Source organism: Paraburkholderia monticola (assembly GCF_001580545.1).
In the GTDB taxonomy this organism is placed as follows: Bacteria; Pseudomonadota; Gammaproteobacteria; order Burkholderiales; family Burkholderiaceae; genus Paraburkholderia; species Paraburkholderia monticola.
On record NZ_LRBG01000007.1, the window covers coordinates 115124 to 133668 of the forward strand.

General features: G+C 63.7%; 17 protein-coding genes. 8 read left to right on the top strand and 9 right to left on the bottom strand.

From position 1 onward, the window contains the following. Positions 1 to 250 precede the first annotated feature (250 nt). On the top strand, positions 251 to 1327 hold the full coding sequence (locus CI15_RS10650; protein WP_062127466.1) for a TAXI family TRAP transporter solute-binding subunit: 1077 nt from the start codon (positions 251 to 253) through the stop codon (positions 1325 to 1327). A gap of 24 nt (positions 1328 to 1351) precedes the next feature. On the opposite strand, the gene CI15_RS10655 is transcribed toward CI15_RS10650, so the two are convergent. Continuing rightward, the gene (locus tag CI15_RS10655) at positions 1352 to 2782 is read right to left on the bottom strand and encodes an aminotransferase-like domain-containing protein (RefSeq protein WP_062127468.1); all 1431 of its coding nucleotides are present in this window, start codon (positions 2780 to 2782) and stop codon (positions 1352 to 1354) included. A gap of 110 nt (positions 2783 to 2892) precedes the next feature. Here CI15_RS10655 and CI15_RS10660 point away from each other — a divergent pair, with 110 nt between their 5' ends. The 3 genes from CI15_RS10660 (at position 2893) to CI15_RS10670 (ending at position 5950) form a co-directional block, all read left to right on the top strand. Beyond that, on the top strand, positions 2893 to 3780 hold the full coding sequence (locus CI15_RS10660) for a DMT family transporter (protein ID WP_062127469.1): 888 nt from the start codon (positions 2893 to 2895) through the stop codon (positions 3778 to 3780). A 118-nt stretch (positions 3781 to 3898) separates the two neighbouring features. After that, positions 3899 to 4807, top strand: a complete 909-nt coding sequence (sapR, locus tag CI15_RS10665) for a sap1 transcriptional regulator SapR (RefSeq protein WP_062127471.1) — start codon at positions 3899 to 3901, stop codon at positions 4805 to 4807. A 561-nt stretch (positions 4808 to 5368) separates the two neighbouring features. Next, positions 5369 to 5950, top strand: a complete 582-nt coding sequence (locus tag CI15_RS10670; RefSeq protein ID WP_062127473.1) for a GNAT family N-acetyltransferase — start codon at positions 5369 to 5371, stop codon at positions 5948 to 5950. 15 nt (positions 5951 to 5965) lie between these two features. On the opposite strand, the gene CI15_RS10675 is transcribed toward CI15_RS10670, so the two are convergent. Next, a complete protein-coding gene (locus CI15_RS10675) occupies positions 5966 to 6520 on the bottom strand; it encodes a putative glycolipid-binding domain-containing protein (protein ID WP_062127475.1) in 555 nt (184 codons plus the stop codon). A 188-nt stretch (positions 6521 to 6708) separates the two neighbouring features. Here CI15_RS10675 and CI15_RS10680 point away from each other — a divergent pair, with 188 nt between their 5' ends. The 3 genes from CI15_RS10680 to CI15_RS38025 all read left to right on the top strand — a co-directional run bounded on the left by CI15_RS10680 (position 6709) and on the right by CI15_RS38025 (position 8744). Then, complete coding sequence (locus CI15_RS10680) at positions 6709 to 7581, top strand: urea transporter (RefSeq protein ID WP_062127477.1); 873 nt, start codon at positions 6709 to 6711, stop codon at positions 7579 to 7581. 142 nt (positions 7582 to 7723) lie between these two features. Next, positions 7724 to 8500, top strand: a complete 777-nt coding sequence (locus CI15_RS10685) for a class II aldolase/adducin family protein (RefSeq protein WP_062127478.1) — start codon at positions 7724 to 7726, stop codon at positions 8498 to 8500. Further along, positions 8418 to 8744, top strand: a complete 327-nt coding sequence (locus CI15_RS38025) for a 4-oxalocrotonate tautomerase (protein WP_075643687.1) — start codon at positions 8418 to 8420, stop codon at positions 8742 to 8744. Before CI15_RS10685 ends, CI15_RS38025 begins: the two co-directional genes overlap by 83 nt. Before the next feature lie 204 nt (positions 8745 to 8948). Here the strand turns inward: CI15_RS38025 and CI15_RS10695 are convergent, their stop codons facing one another. The 7 genes from CI15_RS10695 to garD all read right to left on the bottom strand — a co-directional run bounded on the left by CI15_RS10695 (position 8949) and on the right by garD (position 17367). After that, complete coding sequence (locus tag CI15_RS10695; protein ID WP_062127480.1) at positions 8949 to 10160, bottom strand: porin; 1212 nt, start codon at positions 10158 to 10160, stop codon at positions 8949 to 8951. Positions 10161 to 10238: 78 nt separating this feature from the next. Next, a complete protein-coding gene (locus CI15_RS10700) occupies positions 10239 to 11591 on the bottom strand; it encodes a TRAP transporter large permease (RefSeq protein ID WP_062127482.1) in 1353 nt (450 codons plus the stop codon). A gap of 13 nt (positions 11592 to 11604) precedes the next feature. Beyond that, positions 11605 to 12117 carry a TRAP transporter small permease gene (locus CI15_RS10705; protein ID WP_062127483.1) on the bottom strand — a complete coding sequence of 171 codons (513 nt, stop codon included), beginning with the start codon at positions 12115 to 12117 and terminating at the stop codon, positions 11605 to 11607. Between the two features lie 175 nt (positions 12118 to 12292). Further along, a complete protein-coding gene (locus tag CI15_RS10710) occupies positions 12293 to 13285 on the bottom strand; it encodes a TRAP transporter substrate-binding protein (RefSeq protein WP_062127485.1) in 993 nt (330 codons plus the stop codon). 611 nt (positions 13286 to 13896) lie between these two features. Beyond that, positions 13897 to 14826 (bottom strand): SMP-30/gluconolactonase/LRE family protein, encoded by a 930-nt coding sequence (locus CI15_RS10715; protein WP_062127486.1) that lies wholly within the window; start codon positions 14824 to 14826, stop codon positions 13897 to 13899. Further along, positions 14826 to 15677 carry an NAD-dependent epimerase/dehydratase family protein gene (locus CI15_RS10720; protein ID WP_062127488.1) on the bottom strand — a complete coding sequence of 284 codons (852 nt, stop codon included), beginning with the start codon at positions 15675 to 15677 and terminating at the stop codon, positions 14826 to 14828. The genes CI15_RS10715 and CI15_RS10720 overlap by 1 nt, the downstream gene beginning before the upstream one ends. 100 nt (positions 15678 to 15777) lie before the next feature. Further along, a complete protein-coding gene (gene garD, locus CI15_RS10725; RefSeq protein WP_062127490.1) occupies positions 15778 to 17367 on the bottom strand; it encodes a galactarate dehydratase in 1590 nt (529 codons plus the stop codon). A gap of 258 nt (positions 17368 to 17625) precedes the next feature. Between garD and kdgD the strand changes: the two genes are divergently transcribed. Beyond that, positions 17626 to 18543 carry a 5-dehydro-4-deoxyglucarate dehydratase gene (gene kdgD / locus CI15_RS10730; RefSeq protein ID WP_062127492.1) on the top strand — a complete coding sequence of 306 codons (918 nt, stop codon included), beginning with the start codon at positions 17626 to 17628 and terminating at the stop codon, positions 18541 to 18543. The last annotated feature ends 2 nt before the right edge of the window (positions 18544 to 18545 follow it).

An 18545-nucleotide genomic window follows, 5' to 3' on the forward strand; every position in this document is an offset into this window, starting at 1 on the left:
CGCGCGTCGCAAAGACTTGAGCAGAGCCAGTAGAGGCGAAGGAGCGCGCCGTCGTCCGACGCGCATTAATCCGCATACCGAAGAGAAAGGCCGCCGTCTGTGCCGATTCGCACATTAACGTGCGTCCTCTGAGCGGAAACAGACGGATCGACCCTTGCAGCAGCTTGAACATGACATGGCAACCGGATCACTGGTGCTTTCACGCGCCACGCGTGAAGCTGGATCAACCTGACCGATAGGTAGAAAGACCATGCTGAAGAGACTTCTCGCGGGATGGCTGGGGCTGGTGGCGCTGATCATCTGTTCGCTGGCCAGCGCGGAACCGACACACTACAAGATCGTCACCGGACCAGAGCGCGGCACCTATATCCAGATTGGTAACGACCTGTCGAAATGGGTGGCCCAGCCGGCCAACATCGACCTCGAAGTGCTGGCCACGAAAGGCTCGGCCGAAAACGTGCAGCGCATGCGTTACGAGCCCGGCGTGAAGCTCGCGCTCGTGCAGTCCGACGTGTACCAGGCGTTCATCGACATGGCCAACTCGGGCAACCCCGACGCGGGCACGACGATCCGGCCGCTACGGCTGATCATGCCGCTCTACGACGAGGAAATTAACGTCGTCGTGCGCGCGGATTCGCCGCTGAAAACGCTCGCCGATATCAAGGACAAGACCATTAGCGTCGGCCTGCTGGGCAGCGGCACCGCGCAGTCGGCGACGACGCTTTACCGCCTGATGTTCGGCCAGCCGATTCCCGAGCAGAACGTCGTGCATCTGAGCAATGAGGACGCGCTCGCCGCGCTGATCGTCAAGAAGATCGACGTCGCGATCATCGTGGTCGGGCAGCCGGCGAATCTGTTCACTGGCATGAAACCCGAGCTGCTGTCACAGCTGCGCCTGCTGCCGGTCGACCCCAACGCGCCCGAGACGACGCGCGCCAAGCAGACCTACTTTCCGACGACGATCCGCCAGAGCAGCTACCCGGACTGGCTGAAGGAGGACGTGCCGGGCCTGACCGTCAAAGCGTTCCTGGTCACCTACGACTACGGCCTGCGCGACACCGTCGTCAATCTGAATCATTTCGCCGACTCGCTGTGCGCGAACTTCGACAATCTGCAGGAGCACGGCCATCCGAAATGGAAGCAGGTGAAGCTGGAATTGCCGACGCTCGTGCGCGGATGGAAATACTACGGTCCGGTCGAGAAGCATCTGCGCGCGTGTCTCGCCAATCGCAGCGCGGCGATGAGCTCGACGGCCGCGCAACAAGCCGCGCCCAAACCGCACACGCCCTGCTCGGAACAGGAACGCATGCTTCTGCTGTGCAAATAGCGCCGTAAGCGGGCCGACGCCTGATCAAACGCGGCTGTCGGCCGACACGGCGCACGCATCCATCGCCCGTTGCAATGCCTCGTACACCTTCGGGCGATTGCATTGCGACACATTGAAGCGCAGAAAACCCGCCGCCGTTTGCGACGCACTGAACACGTTGCCCGGCGCGAATACGACGCCCGCCGTCAACGCATGACGCGCGATGTCGGCGGCGTCGAGCGCGGCGGGCAAACGCGCCCAGACGAACAGGCCCGCGCGCGGCCGGGTCCAGATCTCGAGGCCCGCATAGCCGAGACGCCTGACGGTCTCGCCCATCGCATCGGCGAGCTTCGCGCGCATCGCTTCGAGATGACGCCGATACGTGCCATCGACGAGCATCCGATGCACGACACTCGCCGCGAGTTGCCCGTTGCCGAACGATGTCGCGAGCTTCAGATCGATCAACGGTTCGATCCATTCGGCGCGCGCGGCGATATACCCGCAGCGCACCGCCGCCGACAGCGTCTTCGAGAAACTGCCGATCGACACGACCCGCGCCAGGCCGTCGAACGCGGCGAGACGCGGCGCGGCTTCGTCCTCGAAGTCGGCGAAGATGTCGTCCTCGACGATCAGCAGATCGTGCTCGCCGGCGAGCTTCAGCAGCCGGTGCGCGACGGCCGGCGCGAGTGTTGCGCCGGTCGGATTGTGGATCGCCGAATTCGTCACGTAGAGGCGCGGACGCTGTTCGATCAGCACGCGCTCGAACGCCGCGAGATCCGGTCCTTGCGGCGTATACGGCACGCTCGCGATCCGCACGCGATGCGCGCGCAGTAAGGCCTGAAAGTTGAAATAGCACGGATCGTCGATCAGCACCGTATCGCCGGGTTCGAGCAGGAAGCGGCACACGAGATCCAGCGCATGCGTGCCGCCGTCGGTCAGCATGATCTGCTCGGGCGGCGCATCGACACCGTGCGCGGAAAGCCGCCACGCGAGTTGCTGCCGCAGCGCGGGCAAGCCGGCCGGACTTGCGTAATCGGCCAGCAGCGACTGCGGATCGCGCGCAACCGCGCGCAGCGCACGGCGCACTCCATCTTCCGGCAGCCACGAAGCCGGCATCCAGCCGCAACCGGGTTTCAGCACTTTCGTGCCTGCTTCCAGCGACTGCCGCGTGAGCCACAGCGGATCGACCTCGCGATCGAGCCGCGGCCCGAGATCGGCGAGCGCGAGCGGCGGCGCATGGCCCGACACGAAGAAACCGGAGCCGCGCCGCGCGACGATCACCCCTTCGGCGACCAACCGGTCGTAGGCTTCCACCACCGTCGACTTCGACACGCCGAGCGTTTCCGTCATTGCGCGAATCGACGGCACGCGCGCGCCCGGCATCAACGAACGGCTCGCGATGCGTTCGCGCAGATTGTCCATCACGAGGCCGACGCGCGTGCCCGGCATCGTCTCATTGTTGCCACTTTCCGCCATCTGTACTGCTCCATGTTCAGTACAGTTCGTGCAAACTGTACTGATCTGTAGCTTAACGTTTATCGCCGCGGCGCGCATCATGAGACTCTTTCAGTGCAGGGACGTTTGCAATGGACAAGACCACCAACGGCTGGCTCAGCGGGTTCGCGGGCGTGCTGATCTTCAGCGGCTCGCTGCCGGCCACGCGGCTCGCCGTGCAGGGGCTCGATCCGCTGTTTCTGACCGTGGCGCGCGCGACGATCGCCGGCATCCTCGGTCTGCTGCTGTTGCTGGTGTTCCGCGAGACGCGGCCCGCGCGGCGCGATCTGCTGCCGCTCGTGGTGGTCGCGCTCGGCGTCGTGGTCGGCTTTCCTTTGCTGACCGCGCTCGCGCTGCGTCATGTGAGCGCCGCTCATGCGGTCGTGTTCATCGGCCTTCTGCCGCTCGCCACCGCGATCTTTGGCGTGCTGCGCGGCGGCGAACGTCCGCAGCCGGCGTTCTGGCTGTTTTCGGCGCTCGGCAGCGCGGCGGTGGCCGCGTTCGCGCTGCGGCACGGCATCGACGCCTCGCCGCTCGGCGACGCGCTGATGCTCGCCGCGATCGTCGTGTGCGGGCTGGGCTACGCGGAAGGCGCGCGGCTCTCGCGTCATCTCGGCGGCTGGCAGGTGATTTCGTGGGCGCTCGTGCTGTCGCTGCCGCTGATGCTGCCGCTCGCATTGTGGACGCGGCCCACGTCGTTCGACGGTGTCGGTGCCGCCGCGCTGTGGGGACTCGCGTACGTGTCGCTGTTCAGCATGCTGATCGGCTTCGTGTTCTGGTATCGCGGGCTCGCGCTCGGCGGCATCGCGGCGGTCGGCCAGTTGCAGTTGCTGCAGCCGTTTTTCGGGCTGCTGCTCGCCGGCGTGCTGCTGCACGAGGAGGTGCCGCCGTCGATGATCATCGTCACGGTGATCGTGGTCGCCTGCGTGGCGGGCGCACGGCACTTCTCGCGCGCGGCGCCGGCGCGGCGGGCGGTCTGACGCGGCTCGCTCGTCTCACGTCGAGCGGCCTTTTTCAGGATCGAACTGCGCGGGCAGTGGATCGATATGTCATCATTTCGTCGATTGGCTCAACCCAGGCCCCGCGCCGCGACTGACGATGACGACCGCCTTTGCCCAAACCGTCGAAGCCCGTTTTGCCGAACTGACGCCGACCTCGAAACGCGTCGCCAGCTACATGCTCGCGAATCTCGACCGGCTCGGCCTCGAAACCGCCGACCAGATCGCGCAGCAGGCCGGCACCAGCGGCATTTCGGTCGGCCGCTTTCTGCGCAGCATCGGCTATCGCAATCTCGACGACCTGAAGCGCGAACTGCGCGGCACGCAGCAGCGCCCCTGGTTGATCACGGATCGGCTCGACGCGTTCCGCCGCGCTGCGAGCGATAGCACGCAAACGGATGAACCTGCTCATCCCAGCGACCTGGACGGTTCCGCGCCGCGCGAGGCCGCGCTCGCCCAATCGCTCGAACTGGAGATCGGCGCGATCCAGCATGTCTACGAACTCGCGCGTTCGCCGGCCTTCGCGCGCGTCGCCGAGCGCCTCGCCAACGCAGATGCGGTCTATATCCTCGGCATTCAGTCGACACGCGGCATCAGCAACGCGTTCTATAGCTACCTCGAATACATTCGCCCACGCGTGTTCTATTCGGATGGCACCTCAGGCTCCTACGTCGATGCCCTGAACTCGGAATTCGCCGCACCGTACCTGATCGTGACCGACACGCGCGCCTATTCGACGATCGCGCGACGCTTTTGCCAGGCGGCGTCGCGCCGTGGCCTGCGGTTCGCGCTCGTCACCGATATCTATTGTCCGTGGGCGCGCGATTTCGATGGCGACCTGCTGCAGGTGAAAACCGACGTCGGTCAGTTCTGGGATTCGCTCGCGCCGCTGACCTGCCTGTTCAATCTGCTGATCTCGGCGGTCGTCGAACAGCGCGGACCGACCATCGACGAACGTGTGGCGCGCAATCGCGAACTGCAGAGCGAGTTCGATCAGTTTGATCTCTGATGCCGGGCGCTCTTGCCCCTTGTTCCCGTGAACCAGCGTATCCGTGCCCCGTTGCCGCCTGAATGGCCGTTCCCGCCAAGTCGCGATGTCGCGGGTCGCACCTTTGGCGATCTCGTCGCGCTTCAATATCGCGGCGCCGACATGTGGCTTTGGAGGTGTCGGTGCGGCAACTATCTGACTGCCGGGCTGTATGAGGTGGAGAGCGGCCTGACGCGGGATTGCGGCTGCCGTGAGCAGCGTCGCGTGTGGCGCTCTCGGCCGGGCTCGACCGCACTGCGAGGCGGCGAGGTGTTTGGCCAGCTAACGACGGATCGGTACGCCGGCGATGGTTTGTGGATTTGCCGGTGCGAATGCGGTGCTCAGGTGATAGTGAGTGCCGGGCGCCTACGCCTGGGCAAGGCGCGTTCGTGCGGCGGCTGCCTCGGTGGTTCGACCGATTGAGCGCCACTGCGCCAACACCAGACCCTCGCGGGACCGATTTTTGACCCGCTTCAAATCCGCAACGCCGACAGGCATAGTGAAGGCTTCTCCCGACCCACGCCTGCGACGCCAGGCCCTCGCATGAGCCTCACTGACCCTCCGCGCAACGCCCCGCTCATCCGCGACGCCACCGAAGCCGACCTTGGCGCGATCCAGGCAATCTACGCACACCACGTGCTGACCGGCGTGGCGTCGTTCGAGGAAACCCCACCGTCCGTCGACGATCTGCGCGCCCGGCTCGCATCGGTACGCAGCCACGGACTGCCGTATATGGTCGCGGAGATCGACGGCGAAATCGCAGGCTATTGCTACGCGACGCCGTATCGGCCGCGCGCCGCCTATCGCAACACGATCGAAGATTCGATCTATGTGAACGACGCGTATCGCGGACGCGGCATCGGACGGGTGCTGCTACAGGCGCTGATCGAGCGTTGCGAGGCCGGACCGTGGCGCCAGATGATCGCGGTGATCGCCGATGGCGGCAGCGGCGGCTCGTTGTCGCTGCACACGCAACTCGGCTTCGAGTTGACCGGCACGCTGAAGGCGGTCGGCTACAAACACGGCCGCTGGCTCGACACGACGCTGATGCAGCGCACGCTCGGGCGCGGTGCATCGACCGCACCCGACGACGTTGCAGCCGCGGCGGGCGGCACGCGCGGCTAGGGCCGAACGCCAAACCTAACGCGCACGCGGCAAACGCGTGAACAAGGTCGGATAGTCGATCACGAGCCCATCGCTATCCACGGTCAGATTCGCGGTGAAATCGCGAAAAATGCCTTCATAGCGGTATTCCCGATTCAACTCGATGCACGTGTAGGCCTGCCCGACGCGCGTGACCTGCAAGTCCGGCGTCGAGATATACGCGAGCTCGATCGGCCGACGTTCGCCTTCGGCCAGTTGCAGGCGGCGGATCGGCAACGTGTTGGTGTACGGCGTCGCGGCGATGTCGATGTCGATGCAGCCTTCGAGCGCGCTGAGCGCGAGGCCGTGCCCATCGTGCCAGTGGCCATCGCCGTCGCCATGCAATTCCACTTCGCCACCGCCGACGATCTTCAGTCGTGCATAGCGCGTGCGCCAACGCGCATCGCAGCGTACCGCGTAATGCAGCCCGTATGCCTTGCCATAGCGCTGCCCAATCACGACGCTCTCGACGGCGAAGCCGTTCTCGCTCGCATCGAATACCAGATGTTCGATGCCTTCACCCTCTTCCGAGGTCCATCGTACTTCACGCATCGGTGTCTCCTCGCGAAACGGCGCAACGAGCGCGCCGGACTTTCATCGTAGCGCGAAAGCCCACGCGACAGGCAGCCCCAACCCAGGCGCGCACGGCCGGCAAATAGCCACTATCAACGCGCGACGATGCCTGCGCGGCTTCTTCTCGACTATGCTCGCGGTTTGCCGAGACTCCGAACCCGCCTCCGATGCACGCCGCCGCGACCGATGCGCCATCCTCCTCGCTCAGCGCCCCGCTGCGTACGCTGCTGCGCAGCTTCGGTCAGATCGTGCTGCAACCGAACGCCGCGACCGGCGCGTGCATGCTCGGCGCATGGCTGCTGAGCGAGCCGCGCCTCGTGTGCGCCGCGCTGCTCGGCGCGATCGCGGCCAACGTGAGCGGGCTGCTCGCCGGCGCCGCCGACACCGAGATGCGCGCCGGCCTGCTCGGCTTCAACGGCGCGTTGGCGGGCCTCGCCGCGTTCAGCTTCATCGACGATCGCCCGACCGCCGCGGCTGTCGCGATTCTCGCCGCGACCGGCAGCGCATGGCTGTTGCAACCGTGGTCGCGCTGGCTGCGCGCGCGTGGCCTCGGCTATCTGTCGAGCCCGTGCCTGATCGTGACGTGGCTATGGTTATCGCTGATCGCGAGCGGTCCGTTGCCAGTGAACTCCCCTACGGCTCATCCGCTCGACGCAACGCGTTTCGCGAGCGGCGTGCTCGCGGGCGTGGCGCAGACCGGCTTCGCGTCGGGCGCGCCGGCGGGTGTGCTCGTGCTGCTCGGGATTGCCGCCGCCTCACGGAAGCACGCGCTCCATGCGCTCGCCGGCGCGGCACTCGGGAGCAGCGCGCATCTGCTGCTCGGCGCGAGCGTTCCTTCATTCGACGCCGGTTTTTCAGGGTTCAACGGTGCGCTGACCGCGCTCGCGCTCGCCGACGCAGGCTATGCAGCGATGCTCGTCGGCGTCGCGCTGTCGGTACTGCTGCAAGCAGCCGTTATGCACTTCGGTTGGCCCGCGATGACCGCGCCTTTCGTGCTCGCGACATGGAGCGTACAGGCGCTCCGGCGGCGCCTCGCGTAACGGCACGGCACGTCGTGCCGCGTCGCCACCGCAGCGGTATTGTGCGGTAGCATCGCAAGCCGGTTCGCGCGTCGCGCGGCCTCGCATGCCAGCAAGCTTCTTGCACTGGCGATCAATCGCCTGAGGCCAACAGGAGACAGATATGTCGTTCGCCCACTCCCCCACCGGCCGCATCGCCGAGTCCGGTCCGCTGTCGGAGGCGGAACAGCAGACCCGCATCGATCTGGCCGCAGCCTATCGACTGGCCGCACTGAACGGCTGGGACGATCTGATCTACACCCATATTTCCGCAAGCGTGCCCGGCGAGCCCGGCCACTTCCTGATCAACCCGTTCGGACTGGCGTTCGATGAAGTGTGCGCGTCGAATCTCGTGAAGATCGACATCGCGGGCAACATCGTCGGCGCGAGCGAGCATGCGGTGAATGCGACCGGCTTCGCGCTGCACGCGGCCGTGCACGCCGCGCGCGACGACGCGTTCTGCGTGATGCATCTGCATAACACCGCGGGCGTGGCCGTGTCGGCACAACCTGCCGGCCTGCTGCCGGCCTCGCAGCACGCGCTGCGCTTTTACGGCCAGCTCGCCTATCACGACTACGAAGGCCTCGCGTTCACGCCGGCCGAAGGCGAGCGCCTCGTCGCGCATCTCGCCGACAAGCCCGCGATGCTGTTGCGCAATCACGGCACGCTGACGCTCGGTTGCACCGTTGCGGAAGCCTATGTGCTGATGGCGACGCTGCTGAAGGCCTGCGAAATCCAGATTCAGGCGCAAACGTGCGACGCGCCGCTGATCGTGCCGAGCGATGCGGTCGCCGCGCGCACGGCGGAGCAACTCTACGATGGCGGTGCGATCGAAGGTGCGCTCGAATGGCCCGCGCTGCTGCGCAAGCTCGATCGGCTCGATCGCACTTATCGCGCGTGAACGCGCGAGCGGATTCGCTTCACCCTATCCCCACCCCTCAACCCCACGGAGCAACCTCATGCCCACGTTTCATATCGAACTCTTCGAAGGCCGTACGCTGGAACAGAAACGCCAGTTCGTCGAAGCGATCACGAAAGCCACCTGCGAGTCGCTCGGCGTCGAGCCGAACTCGGTCGACATCATTCTCACCGACGTGAAGCGCGAAAACTGGGCAACCGGTGGGCGGTTGTGGTCTGAGGCCTGATCGATCTGAAGACGACAAAACCGTCACCCTGATGTCGCGATGATCTGGCAGCGCTGGCGAGGCCAGCGCTTTCGATGCATCAAAATGGCGTATCGAAAAAAAAAAGCTGCGCACTCGACGTGCGCAGCTTGCGAGACTGACGACGCGAAAAAACTGCGTCGATGTGGCGGCAAAACAACGTGCCGCCACGTATTCAGTAACTGTTTAGAACTTGTGGATGATACCGACGCCGATCGCGGTCTGGCTACGCGACGAGGACGGCGAACCGTTCTGGCCGTCGCCGATGCTTGCCACTGCGTTGATGATCGACTTGCCGTTGCCCGACAGCGTCTGGCCGCTAGCACGCTGATACGCTTCGAGTGCGTACAGGCCGGTGCGCTTGGACAGCGTGTAGTACTGCGACAGGTTGAACTGGTTGTACGTAGCCGTTTCCTGGATGCCGTTCGACGACGTTGCACGGGTGTAGCTATAGCCAGCAGCCACGTCCAGCACCGAGATCGGCTTCCAGTGCAGCACTGCGCCACCGGTGTTCCAGATCTGCGTGCCGTGGAACAGCGAAGCCTGACCTGCCGAGTATTGAACGTTCGAGTATGCGAACGAAACGTCCCACTGCTGGTTGAACGCGTAACCACCGGTCACCGCGACGCGCTGCTGCTTTGCTGCGGTCTGGAAGCCGTTGTTGATTGCCGACACCGACGGCTGCGAGCCGTTGTTCGTCGTCGTGGAATTCCACGCCGGCGTGCCAACCGTTGCCGCGTTGTCGATGCGCTGGATACCTGCAGCGATACCGACCGGGCCGTTCAGGTACTGTGCCGCCACGCTCCACGTCTGGCCGGCTGCGAAGCTACCCGCGTTGCCGCCCAGTGCGTACGAACCGCTGACCGTCAGACCAGCGAAGCTCGGCGACGTGTAGACCAGCTGATTGTTCACACGGAAAGTCGTATCCAGCGAGTCGATATCACCCGGGTGTGCACCGTATGCGCCGGTGAGCCACGTGGTCGGGCTGTACGGCGACAGCAGCGTGTAGTACGACGTGTAGCCGCGGCCTGCCGTCAGCGTACCGAACTGAGCGTTCGTCAGGCCAACCCATGCCTGGCGGTTGAATGCCAGACCCGTCACGCTTTCCGCGCCGTTCGCGCTGTTAAAGCCTTGTTCCAACTGGAAAATCGTCTTCGTACCGCCACCCAGATCTTCCGAGCCCTTCAAACCGAAACGGCTGCCTGCCCAGATGCCTTGGATCATCTTGACTTGCGAGTTGCCCGGGATGGTTTGCGGCTTCGCTGCCGTGGTCAGCCCAGCCGAGCTGTTCTGCCAACCAATACCCGTATCGACGATACCGTAAAGCGTCACGCTGCTTTGCGCATGCGCGCCCAGGGCGACCAACCCCAAGGCAGAAGCTAAGAGAGTCTTTTTCATTTTTACTCCTCTGTTAAAAACTTTCTGATGCGGCCTGGGCAAGCGCCGCTGAGTGTGGGAAAGACGTTTTTATTTGGATCAGAACACCGGGTGACCGTTGATGATGCTCGGCAACCAGGTCGAGAACCACGGGACATAGGTGACGATATTGATGGCCGAGAAGATAGCGAGGTAATACGGCCACGCCACCTTAGTAGTTTCACCTATCGACACATTACCAATAGCGCAACCAATGAACTGCACCGAGCCAATCGGCGGATGCACGAGACCCAATGCGCAGTTCAGCAGAATCATGATGCCGAACTGAACCGGGCCCACGCCGTTGTGCATCGCCATCGGCAGGAACAACGGGGTCGTGATCAGGATGTGCGCCGCCATGTCGACGAACGTACCGAGGAACACCTGAATCACGTTGATGTACAACAGCATCAGCCAGGGCAGCGAGGTCGCGCCGTCGAGCATGCGTTCGATCGCATCCGGAATTTCCAGGTACGCCATCTGGAAGCGCAGCATGTTCGACACACCGATCAGCAGCAGCACCACGCCGGTCGTTTTCGCTGCCTTGCCGAGCGCATGGCCGAGCTTCTTCATCGTCAGCGTGCGATACACGACGATGGTCAGTATCAGCGAATAACCCACGGCGATCGCGGCCGCCTCTGTTGCGGTGGCAATACCGCGCGCAACACAGAACAGAATGATCGCGATGACCATCAGTCCCGGCACCGCACCGATGAACGTGCGCAGCACCGCCATCCAGCCCGGGAAACGCTGCAGCTGGGTCGAACCGTCCGGACGTCGCGGATAGCCGAACTTCACGGCCTGCCAGTAAGCGGCGAGCAGCACGAGGCCCATCACCCACAGCACCGGCAGCAGACCCGAGAACAGCAGATCGCCGATCGACACACCGCTCATCTGCTTGCCGTTCAGCACGCCGCTCACGCCTTGTGCCGCGAACGCATAGATGATCATGTTGGTCGACGTCGGCATCAGCGCGCCGGCCAGCGACGAGTGCGTGGTCACGTTGACCGCGTAAGCGGCGCTATAACCTTCGCGCTTCATCAGCGGGATCACGACGCCGCCCATGGCCGAGGTATCCGCGGTCGGCGAACCCGACACGCCGCCGAACAGCGTACAGGCGACCACGTTGGCCATGCCGAGGCCACCGCGGAAATGGCCGACCGTGGCCTGCGCGAAACGCAGGATGCGGTCAGCGATACCGCCGTGGAGCATCAGTTCGCCCGAGAAGATGAAGAACGGGACCGCGAGGAACGAGAAACCGTTCATGCCCGAGATCATCGCCTGCATCGCGGTCGCGGTCGGCAGACCTTCGAACAGATACGTCAGAACGCAGGACAGGCCCAACGCGAATGAAACGGGAACCCCTAGAAAGAGGAAAACAAGAAAGCTAAAGCCAAGAAGGGCAAGTTCCATGATGGTTCTACTTTTATTCCGTGGCGGAGAGTTCGAGCGCCGGCTCTTCCCGTTTTTTCCCGGAGAAGAGCTCGAGCAGGTGCTCGATCGAGAACAACGCGATGCACACACTCGCGATGATCGGGATCACGTAGCGCACGCCTTCCGGCACGCCGATGATCGGAATGCGGTCGCCCATGGTGGTTTCCGCCATCTCGAAGCAACCGACGAAAATCGCCACCGCGAAAGCGATCAGGCACAGGTGCTGAATGCCTTTCGCGATCAGTTGGCCCTTCTCCGGCAGTTTCTTGACGAGCGAGTCGAGTCCAATGTGACCGCCCTCGCGAACCTTCAGCGCGGCGCCGAACATCGCGATCAGGATCACCAGCAACAATGCGATGGGCTCGACGTAATCGGGTGCGTCGCTAAATACGTAGCGCATCACCACGCTATAAATCACGAGCAGGCAAAGTGCGGCGAGGCTAAACGACGCCACGACCAGCAGCACGCGAAAAAGAAAATCATTTGGGCGTTTCAGGAAACTCATGACCCTGTCCTTGCTTACGACCGACTTATGCTTGAAATTCAGCCATTCCGTTGCGACGCGATCCGCACGCGCGCGACATCGCGCGGCGGCCGGTCTCGCGAGTTTCCTCGCGGGACCAGTCACGCCGCCGTTGCGACATAGGTTGCCGATGCCGATTGCGTCCGGGACGCGAGACTTACTTGATTGCTTCGATCTCGTCGACGATCTGCTTCATCTGCGGGGTCTTTTCGTACTTCGCCCACACAGGCTGCATCGCCTTCACGAAAGCCGCACGGTCGATCTGCGCAGCCGGGACGATCGTTGCGCCACCCTGGGTGACGGCCTTCGCCGCGTCGGCTTCGCGCGCGGTCCACAGCTTCTGGTAGTACGGCACCGAGTCAGCCGCGGCCTTCTTGATGATCTGCTGCTCTTGCGGCGACAGCGTGTCCCACACCTTCTTCGAGAACACCAGCACCTCCGGCGTCATCGAATGCTGGGTTTCCGAGAAGACCGTTGCGACTTCAAAGTGCTTGGTTTCATCGTACGACGGCAGGTTGTTTTCGGCGCCGTCGACGAGGCCGGTCTTCAGGCCCGTATAGACTTCCGAGAACGGCATCGGGGTCGGCGTGCCGCCCATTGCCTTGATTTCGTCGACCATCAGATCCGACGGCTGCACGCGAACCTTCAGGCCCTTCATGTCAGCCGGCGACTTGATCGCCTTCTTTGCGTACATCGAGCGTGCGCCGCTCTCGTAGAACGTCAGGGCGATGATGCCCTTCGCGGCAAACGCGTCGAGAATCTTCTGGCCTTCCGGACCGTACATGACCTTGCGGAAATGGTCGATGTCGCGGAACAGGAACGGCAGCGACGGGATCATCGATTCCGGCACGATCTCGTTGAACGCGGCACCGTTGATACGCCCCATGTCGAGCGCGCCGATGCGGATCTGGTCGAGCGTGTCGTTTTCGGAACCGAGTGCGCTGTTGCCGAAGACCTTGATCGAGTCCTTGCCGTTGGTCGCCTTGTTGATCTCCTCGCCCATGAACTTCACGGCCATGTTGGTCGGGAAGGTATCGCCGTGCACGTCCGCGGAGCGGAACACGCGCGCTTCAGCCGACATCGTGCTGAACGCCAGCGCCGCGGCTGCGACGATCATCGAAACACGGGTATAGGCAAACTTCTTGTTCATCGTGACATTCCTTGAAAAATAGACCATCCCATCAAGAGCGGATGTGACATGGTTTTGATGCGTCTCCGGCTTCGCGCTCACCCCCTCGCGGGCGCGGGCGCTGGCCGTACTGGCTGTGCAACTTCCCCGGCACAGTTAGCCCAGCACTCCAGTCGATAGCTCGACTACTTACTTCAATCACGCCAGCCGGCTTTCGGCATGCATGCGGCATATACCGCTACCGCACTGCCCACCTGAAGCCCGCCGCATTTCACTGCCACACAAACACAGAAAGCCATTTGTTTGGGCTTATATGTTGTACGACGACATACGAAGTCTATAAAAGGGGTTTTAACTTGTACAGACGGTATTTACCCGCATCAAGAAAGACGCCGGTACGGATGACCGAGCGGGCATGGCGCCGAGGCCCCGCGCCGTCTGGCATTGGATGGTGACAGAATTGACAGGGTCTCCGAAGCCGTTGTTTTTTTGCTAAAGAAACAGGATGAATCGTGGCTTTCAGACCACAAGTTGTACGACGAGTGACGAATAAAGGGCCATAAAAACCGCCCCAAAAATGAAAAAAGCCGGGAGAAAATTTTCATCCCGGCGTATGTACTTCGTAATGTTTATTACAGTTTCCCCGCGAACTCGGGCTCGGGCAGCCCGCTCACGCCAGGCCGCAGCGCGAACACATGACCGTCGTGTTCGCTCGCGCCGTTGGCCGGGCGAATCGACGTGACGAACAGCGTGTCGAGGTCGCGGCCGCCGAACGCGCACATGGCCGGCTTGATGGCCGGCACGGGAATCTGCCGGTCGAGCTTGCCTTGGGGCGTAAAGCGCAGCAGCAGACCGGCGTCGTTCGCGCAGATCCAGTAGCAGCCGTCGGCATCGACGGCCGCGCCGTCCGGACGGCCCGAGTAGTGATGCAGATCAGCGAACACGCGACGGTTGCGCGGCTCGCCGGTCTCGACGTCGTAGTCGAACGCCCAGATCAGCCGGCGCAGCGGATGCGAGTCGGACAGATACATCGTGGTGCCGTCCGGCGACCAGCCCAGGCCGTTCTGCGTGATCAGCGAATCGACGACCGGCGCGGACAACACGCCCTTCTCGTCGAAGCGGTACAGCGCGCCGCCCGGGATCGCCGCCGCCATGTCCATGACCATCGTGCCGGCCCAGAAGCGTCCCTGCCGGTCGCAGCGGCCGTCGTTGAAACGCATGCCGGCGTGCGGGAATTCCGGTGCCGCGAGCTTGCGAAGCGACGCGCTCAGCGGCTCGCCGCCGGCCGCTTTCGACGCATCCGCGAGCGTCACCGCGAACAGCCCGGTCTCGCAGCCGGCGAGCACCGTGCCGGCATGATCGAACGCGATACAGGCAACCTGTTCCGGCAGCAGCCATTCGGTGCGCTGGCCCGTTTCGACCGAGCCGCGCACGATCTTCTTCGCGGGAATGTCGACCCAGTACAGCGCCTGCTCGGCCGCGCGCCAAACCGGGCTTTCACCGGTGGCAGCGGGCAACGGGCCGGCCGCTTCGAAACGCTCCACTCGAGGATTCGCGCTCATTATTTCGGCTCCCGCTTCGGCTCCATCGGACCGGCGAGCACGAACGGGCCGCCCTGGTACTGCTGCGTCGGGTCGTCGAAGCGTGTGTCGGGGGCGCTCGGCGGGAACAGGTGCTCGAACTGCGCCGAGCTGTCCTGCGGACGGAAGCCGAGGAACGCGGCGTTCGTGTTGTCGACCCACGAGATGCGATTGTTCGACACACCATAGACGATCGCGTGGCCGACGCGGTTCGTGAACAGCGAGCAACGCACGAGCTCGATGAAGTCGCGGTAGCTCAGATAGGTGACCAGCATGCGCGCGCTCTTCGGCTGCTCGAACGACGAGCCGATCCGCAGACACACGGTTTCGAGACCGAAGCGGTCGAAGTAGTAGCGCGACAGCGATTCGCCGAAGCACTTCGTCACGCCGTACAGGCCGTCCGGACGCAGCGGCGCGTTGGTATCGACGACCGAGGTCACCGGATGGAAGCCCACCGCGTGATTCGAGCTCGCGTAGATGATGCGCTTCACGCCTTGCTTCTGAGCAGCCGAGTACAGGTTGTACAGGCCGCGGATGTTCGCTTCGAGCAGGTCTTCGAACGGCGCCTCGACGGAAATGCCGCCGAGATGCACCACCGCGTCCACGCCTTCGAGCAGCGCGTGCACGGCCGCTTCATCGGCCAGATTGACGACGGCCGCTTCTTCGTGCGCGGCGAGTTCGCCGAGCGACGCGATATCGGATACGCGCACGACGTCGGCCCATTGCGCGAGCGCGGGACGCAGTTGCTTGCCGAGGTTGCCCGCGGCACCGGTGAGCAGCAGACGGCGGAAAGGTTTCTTTGCCGCGGAGCGGTCAACGTTCAAATCGGTCATGTCTCTATGCTTTTGTGATTGCGATCGGATCGATGGAAGAGAAAGGCGAGCGCCGGATGGACCGGCGCTCGCCTGGAGTTTGATGGCGCAGCGTGCCTGATCAGGTCACCGGCGCCGGGTTGAACAGCGTCAACGCATTGTGCAGTCCGAGCTTCTCCGCGCAGGTCTCCTGGCGGCCGCTGGCGACTTCGAGCATCAGGCGGAACAGCTCCCAGCCCACCTCTTCGATGCTGGACTGGCCGGTCGCGATCGTGCCGGCGTTGATATCCATCAGGTCATGCCAGCGACGTGCTAGGTCCGAACGCGTCGCGACCTTGATGACCGGCACTTCGGCGAGGCTGTACGGCGTGCCGCGGCCGGTCGTGAACACGTGCAGCGTGATGCCCGAGGCAACCTGCAACGTCCCGCAGATGAAGTCGCTGGCCGGCGTCGCCGCGTAGATCAGGCCCTTCTGGCGGACCTTCTCGCCCGGCGACAGCACGCCCGAGATCGCCGAGTTGCCCGACTTGATGATCGAGCCCATGGCTTTTTCGACGATGTTCGACAGGCCGCCCTTCTTGTTGCCGGGCGTCGTGTTCGCGCTGCGGTCCGCGCCACCGCGCTTCAGGTAATCGTCGTACCACTGCATCTCGCGGATGATCGCCGCGGCGACGTCCGCGTTGGCCGCGCGCGCGGTCAGCTGATCGACGCCGTCGCGCACTTCGGTGACTTCCGAGAACATCACGGTCGCGCCGGCGCGCACCAGCAGATCGGTCGCGAAGCCGACGGCCGGGTTCGCGGTCAGGCCCGAGAACGCGTCGCTGCCGCCGCATTGCACGCCGATCACCAGATCCGCCGCCGGGCAGGTTTCGCGGCGACGATTGTTCAGGCGCTTCAGATGACCCTCGGCCATCTTCATGATCGAGGTGATCATCGACTGGAAACCGACGTGCGATTCGTCCTGCAGCACCACGACGTCGCCGTTCTGATCCAGCGCCATGTCGCCGATGTCGGCGACGTCGTCGACGACCGCGGCCGCCGCGATCGGGATCGTGCCCGGCGGCATCAGACGCTCGGGCTGCAGCTTCTCGCAGCCGAGGCTCACCATCATCACTTCGCCGCCGAAGTTCGGATTCAAGGCGATGTTGCGCACGGTGCGGATCGGCACCATGGCATCGGGCGCGTCGATCGCGACGCCGCAGCCGTAGGTGTGACCGAGGCTGACTACATCGTCGACATTCGGATATTTCGGCAGCAGTTCGGCCTTGATGCGCGTGACCGCGTGTTGCACGACGTCGGCCACGCACTGCACCGTGGTCGTGATCGCGAGGATGTTGCGCGTGCCGACCGAGCCGTCCGCGTTACGGTAGCCCTCGAACGTGTAGCCTTCGAGCGGCGCCATGTCCGGCGCCCTGGTGGTCGCGATCGGCAGATCTTCGAGTCCCGGCGGGCTCGGCATGCGGATCACGTGCTCGTTGATCCAGCTGCCCTTCGGCAGCGGCTTCAAGGCGTAGCCGATCACCACGTTGTAGCGGATGACCTCGTCGCCTTCGGCGAGATCGGCCAGCGCGACCTTGTGGCCCTGCGGCACACGCTCGCGCAGCCTGAGGCCGTCGGCAAATACCGCGCCCTCGCCCAGACCGCCGTCGTTGACGACGATCGCGACATTGTCATTGGGATGAACGCGGATGTAGAGCGGAGTTTGTTCCATTGAATCGATCCTTAAGGCGTAATGTGCCTGCTTCGCCAGCAATCATACGTCATCCTACAACGTGAAAGTTTGCCCGGATGTTCCGTATTTACCCTATAGGGTGCATTATGCCGCGAAAACCCCGTTGAGTTACCGGATTTGTTGTTGTACGATGACGTATAAGAAATCTAGTTTCCAAAGAATTTCTACTAGTACGACGTCTGTTGTACTAGGTGGAACCGACTAACGACCTAATCCGACGCCTGGATATTTTTGATCATGACGACACCGCAGGAACTCAAGCAGATCGTTTCCGAAGGCCTCCTGTCCTTCCCCGTTACCGACTTCGACGCTAAGGGCGACTTCCGCGCCGACACTTACGCAGAGCGCCTCGAATGGCTCGCTCCGTACGGCGCTTCGGCGCTGTTCGTCGCCGGCGGCACGGGCGAATTCTTCTCGCTGACGCAAGACGACTACACCCAGGTCGTCAAGACCGCGGTCGAAGTCTGCAAGGGCAAGGTACCCATCCTCGCCGGCGCCGGCGGCCCGACCCGCGTGGCGATCGCCTACGCGAAGGAAGCCCAGCGCCTCGGCGCCCACGGCATCCTGCTGATGCCGCACTACCTGACCGAAGCGAGCCAGGACGGCATCGCCGACCACGCCGAAGAGGTCTGCAAGTCCGTGCCGAACATGGGCGTGATCATCTACAACCGCGCGAACTCCAAGCTTAACGCCGACATGCTCGAGCGTCTGGCCGACAGCTGCCCGAACCTGATCGGCTTCAAGGACGGCGTGGGCGAGATCGAAAACATGGTGACGATCCGCCGCCGCCTCGGCGAGCGCTTCTCGTACCTCGGCGGCCTGCCGACCGCGGAAGTCTACGCAGCGGCGTACAAGGCGCTGGGCGTGCCGGTGTACTCGTCGGCGGTGTTCAACTTCATCCCGAAGACCGCGATGGACTTCTACCGCGCGATCGCCGCTGACGACCACGCTACGGTCGGCAAGCTGATCGACGAATTCTTCCTGCCGTACCTGAAGATCCGCAATCGCCGCGCAGGCTACGCGGTCAGCATCGTCAAGGCTGGCGCGAAGCTGGTTGGCCACGACGCGGGTCCGGTGCGCGCACCGCTGACCGACCTGACTGCGGAAGAAATGGAACAGCTCGACGCGCTGATCAAGAAGCTCGGACCGCAGTAAGA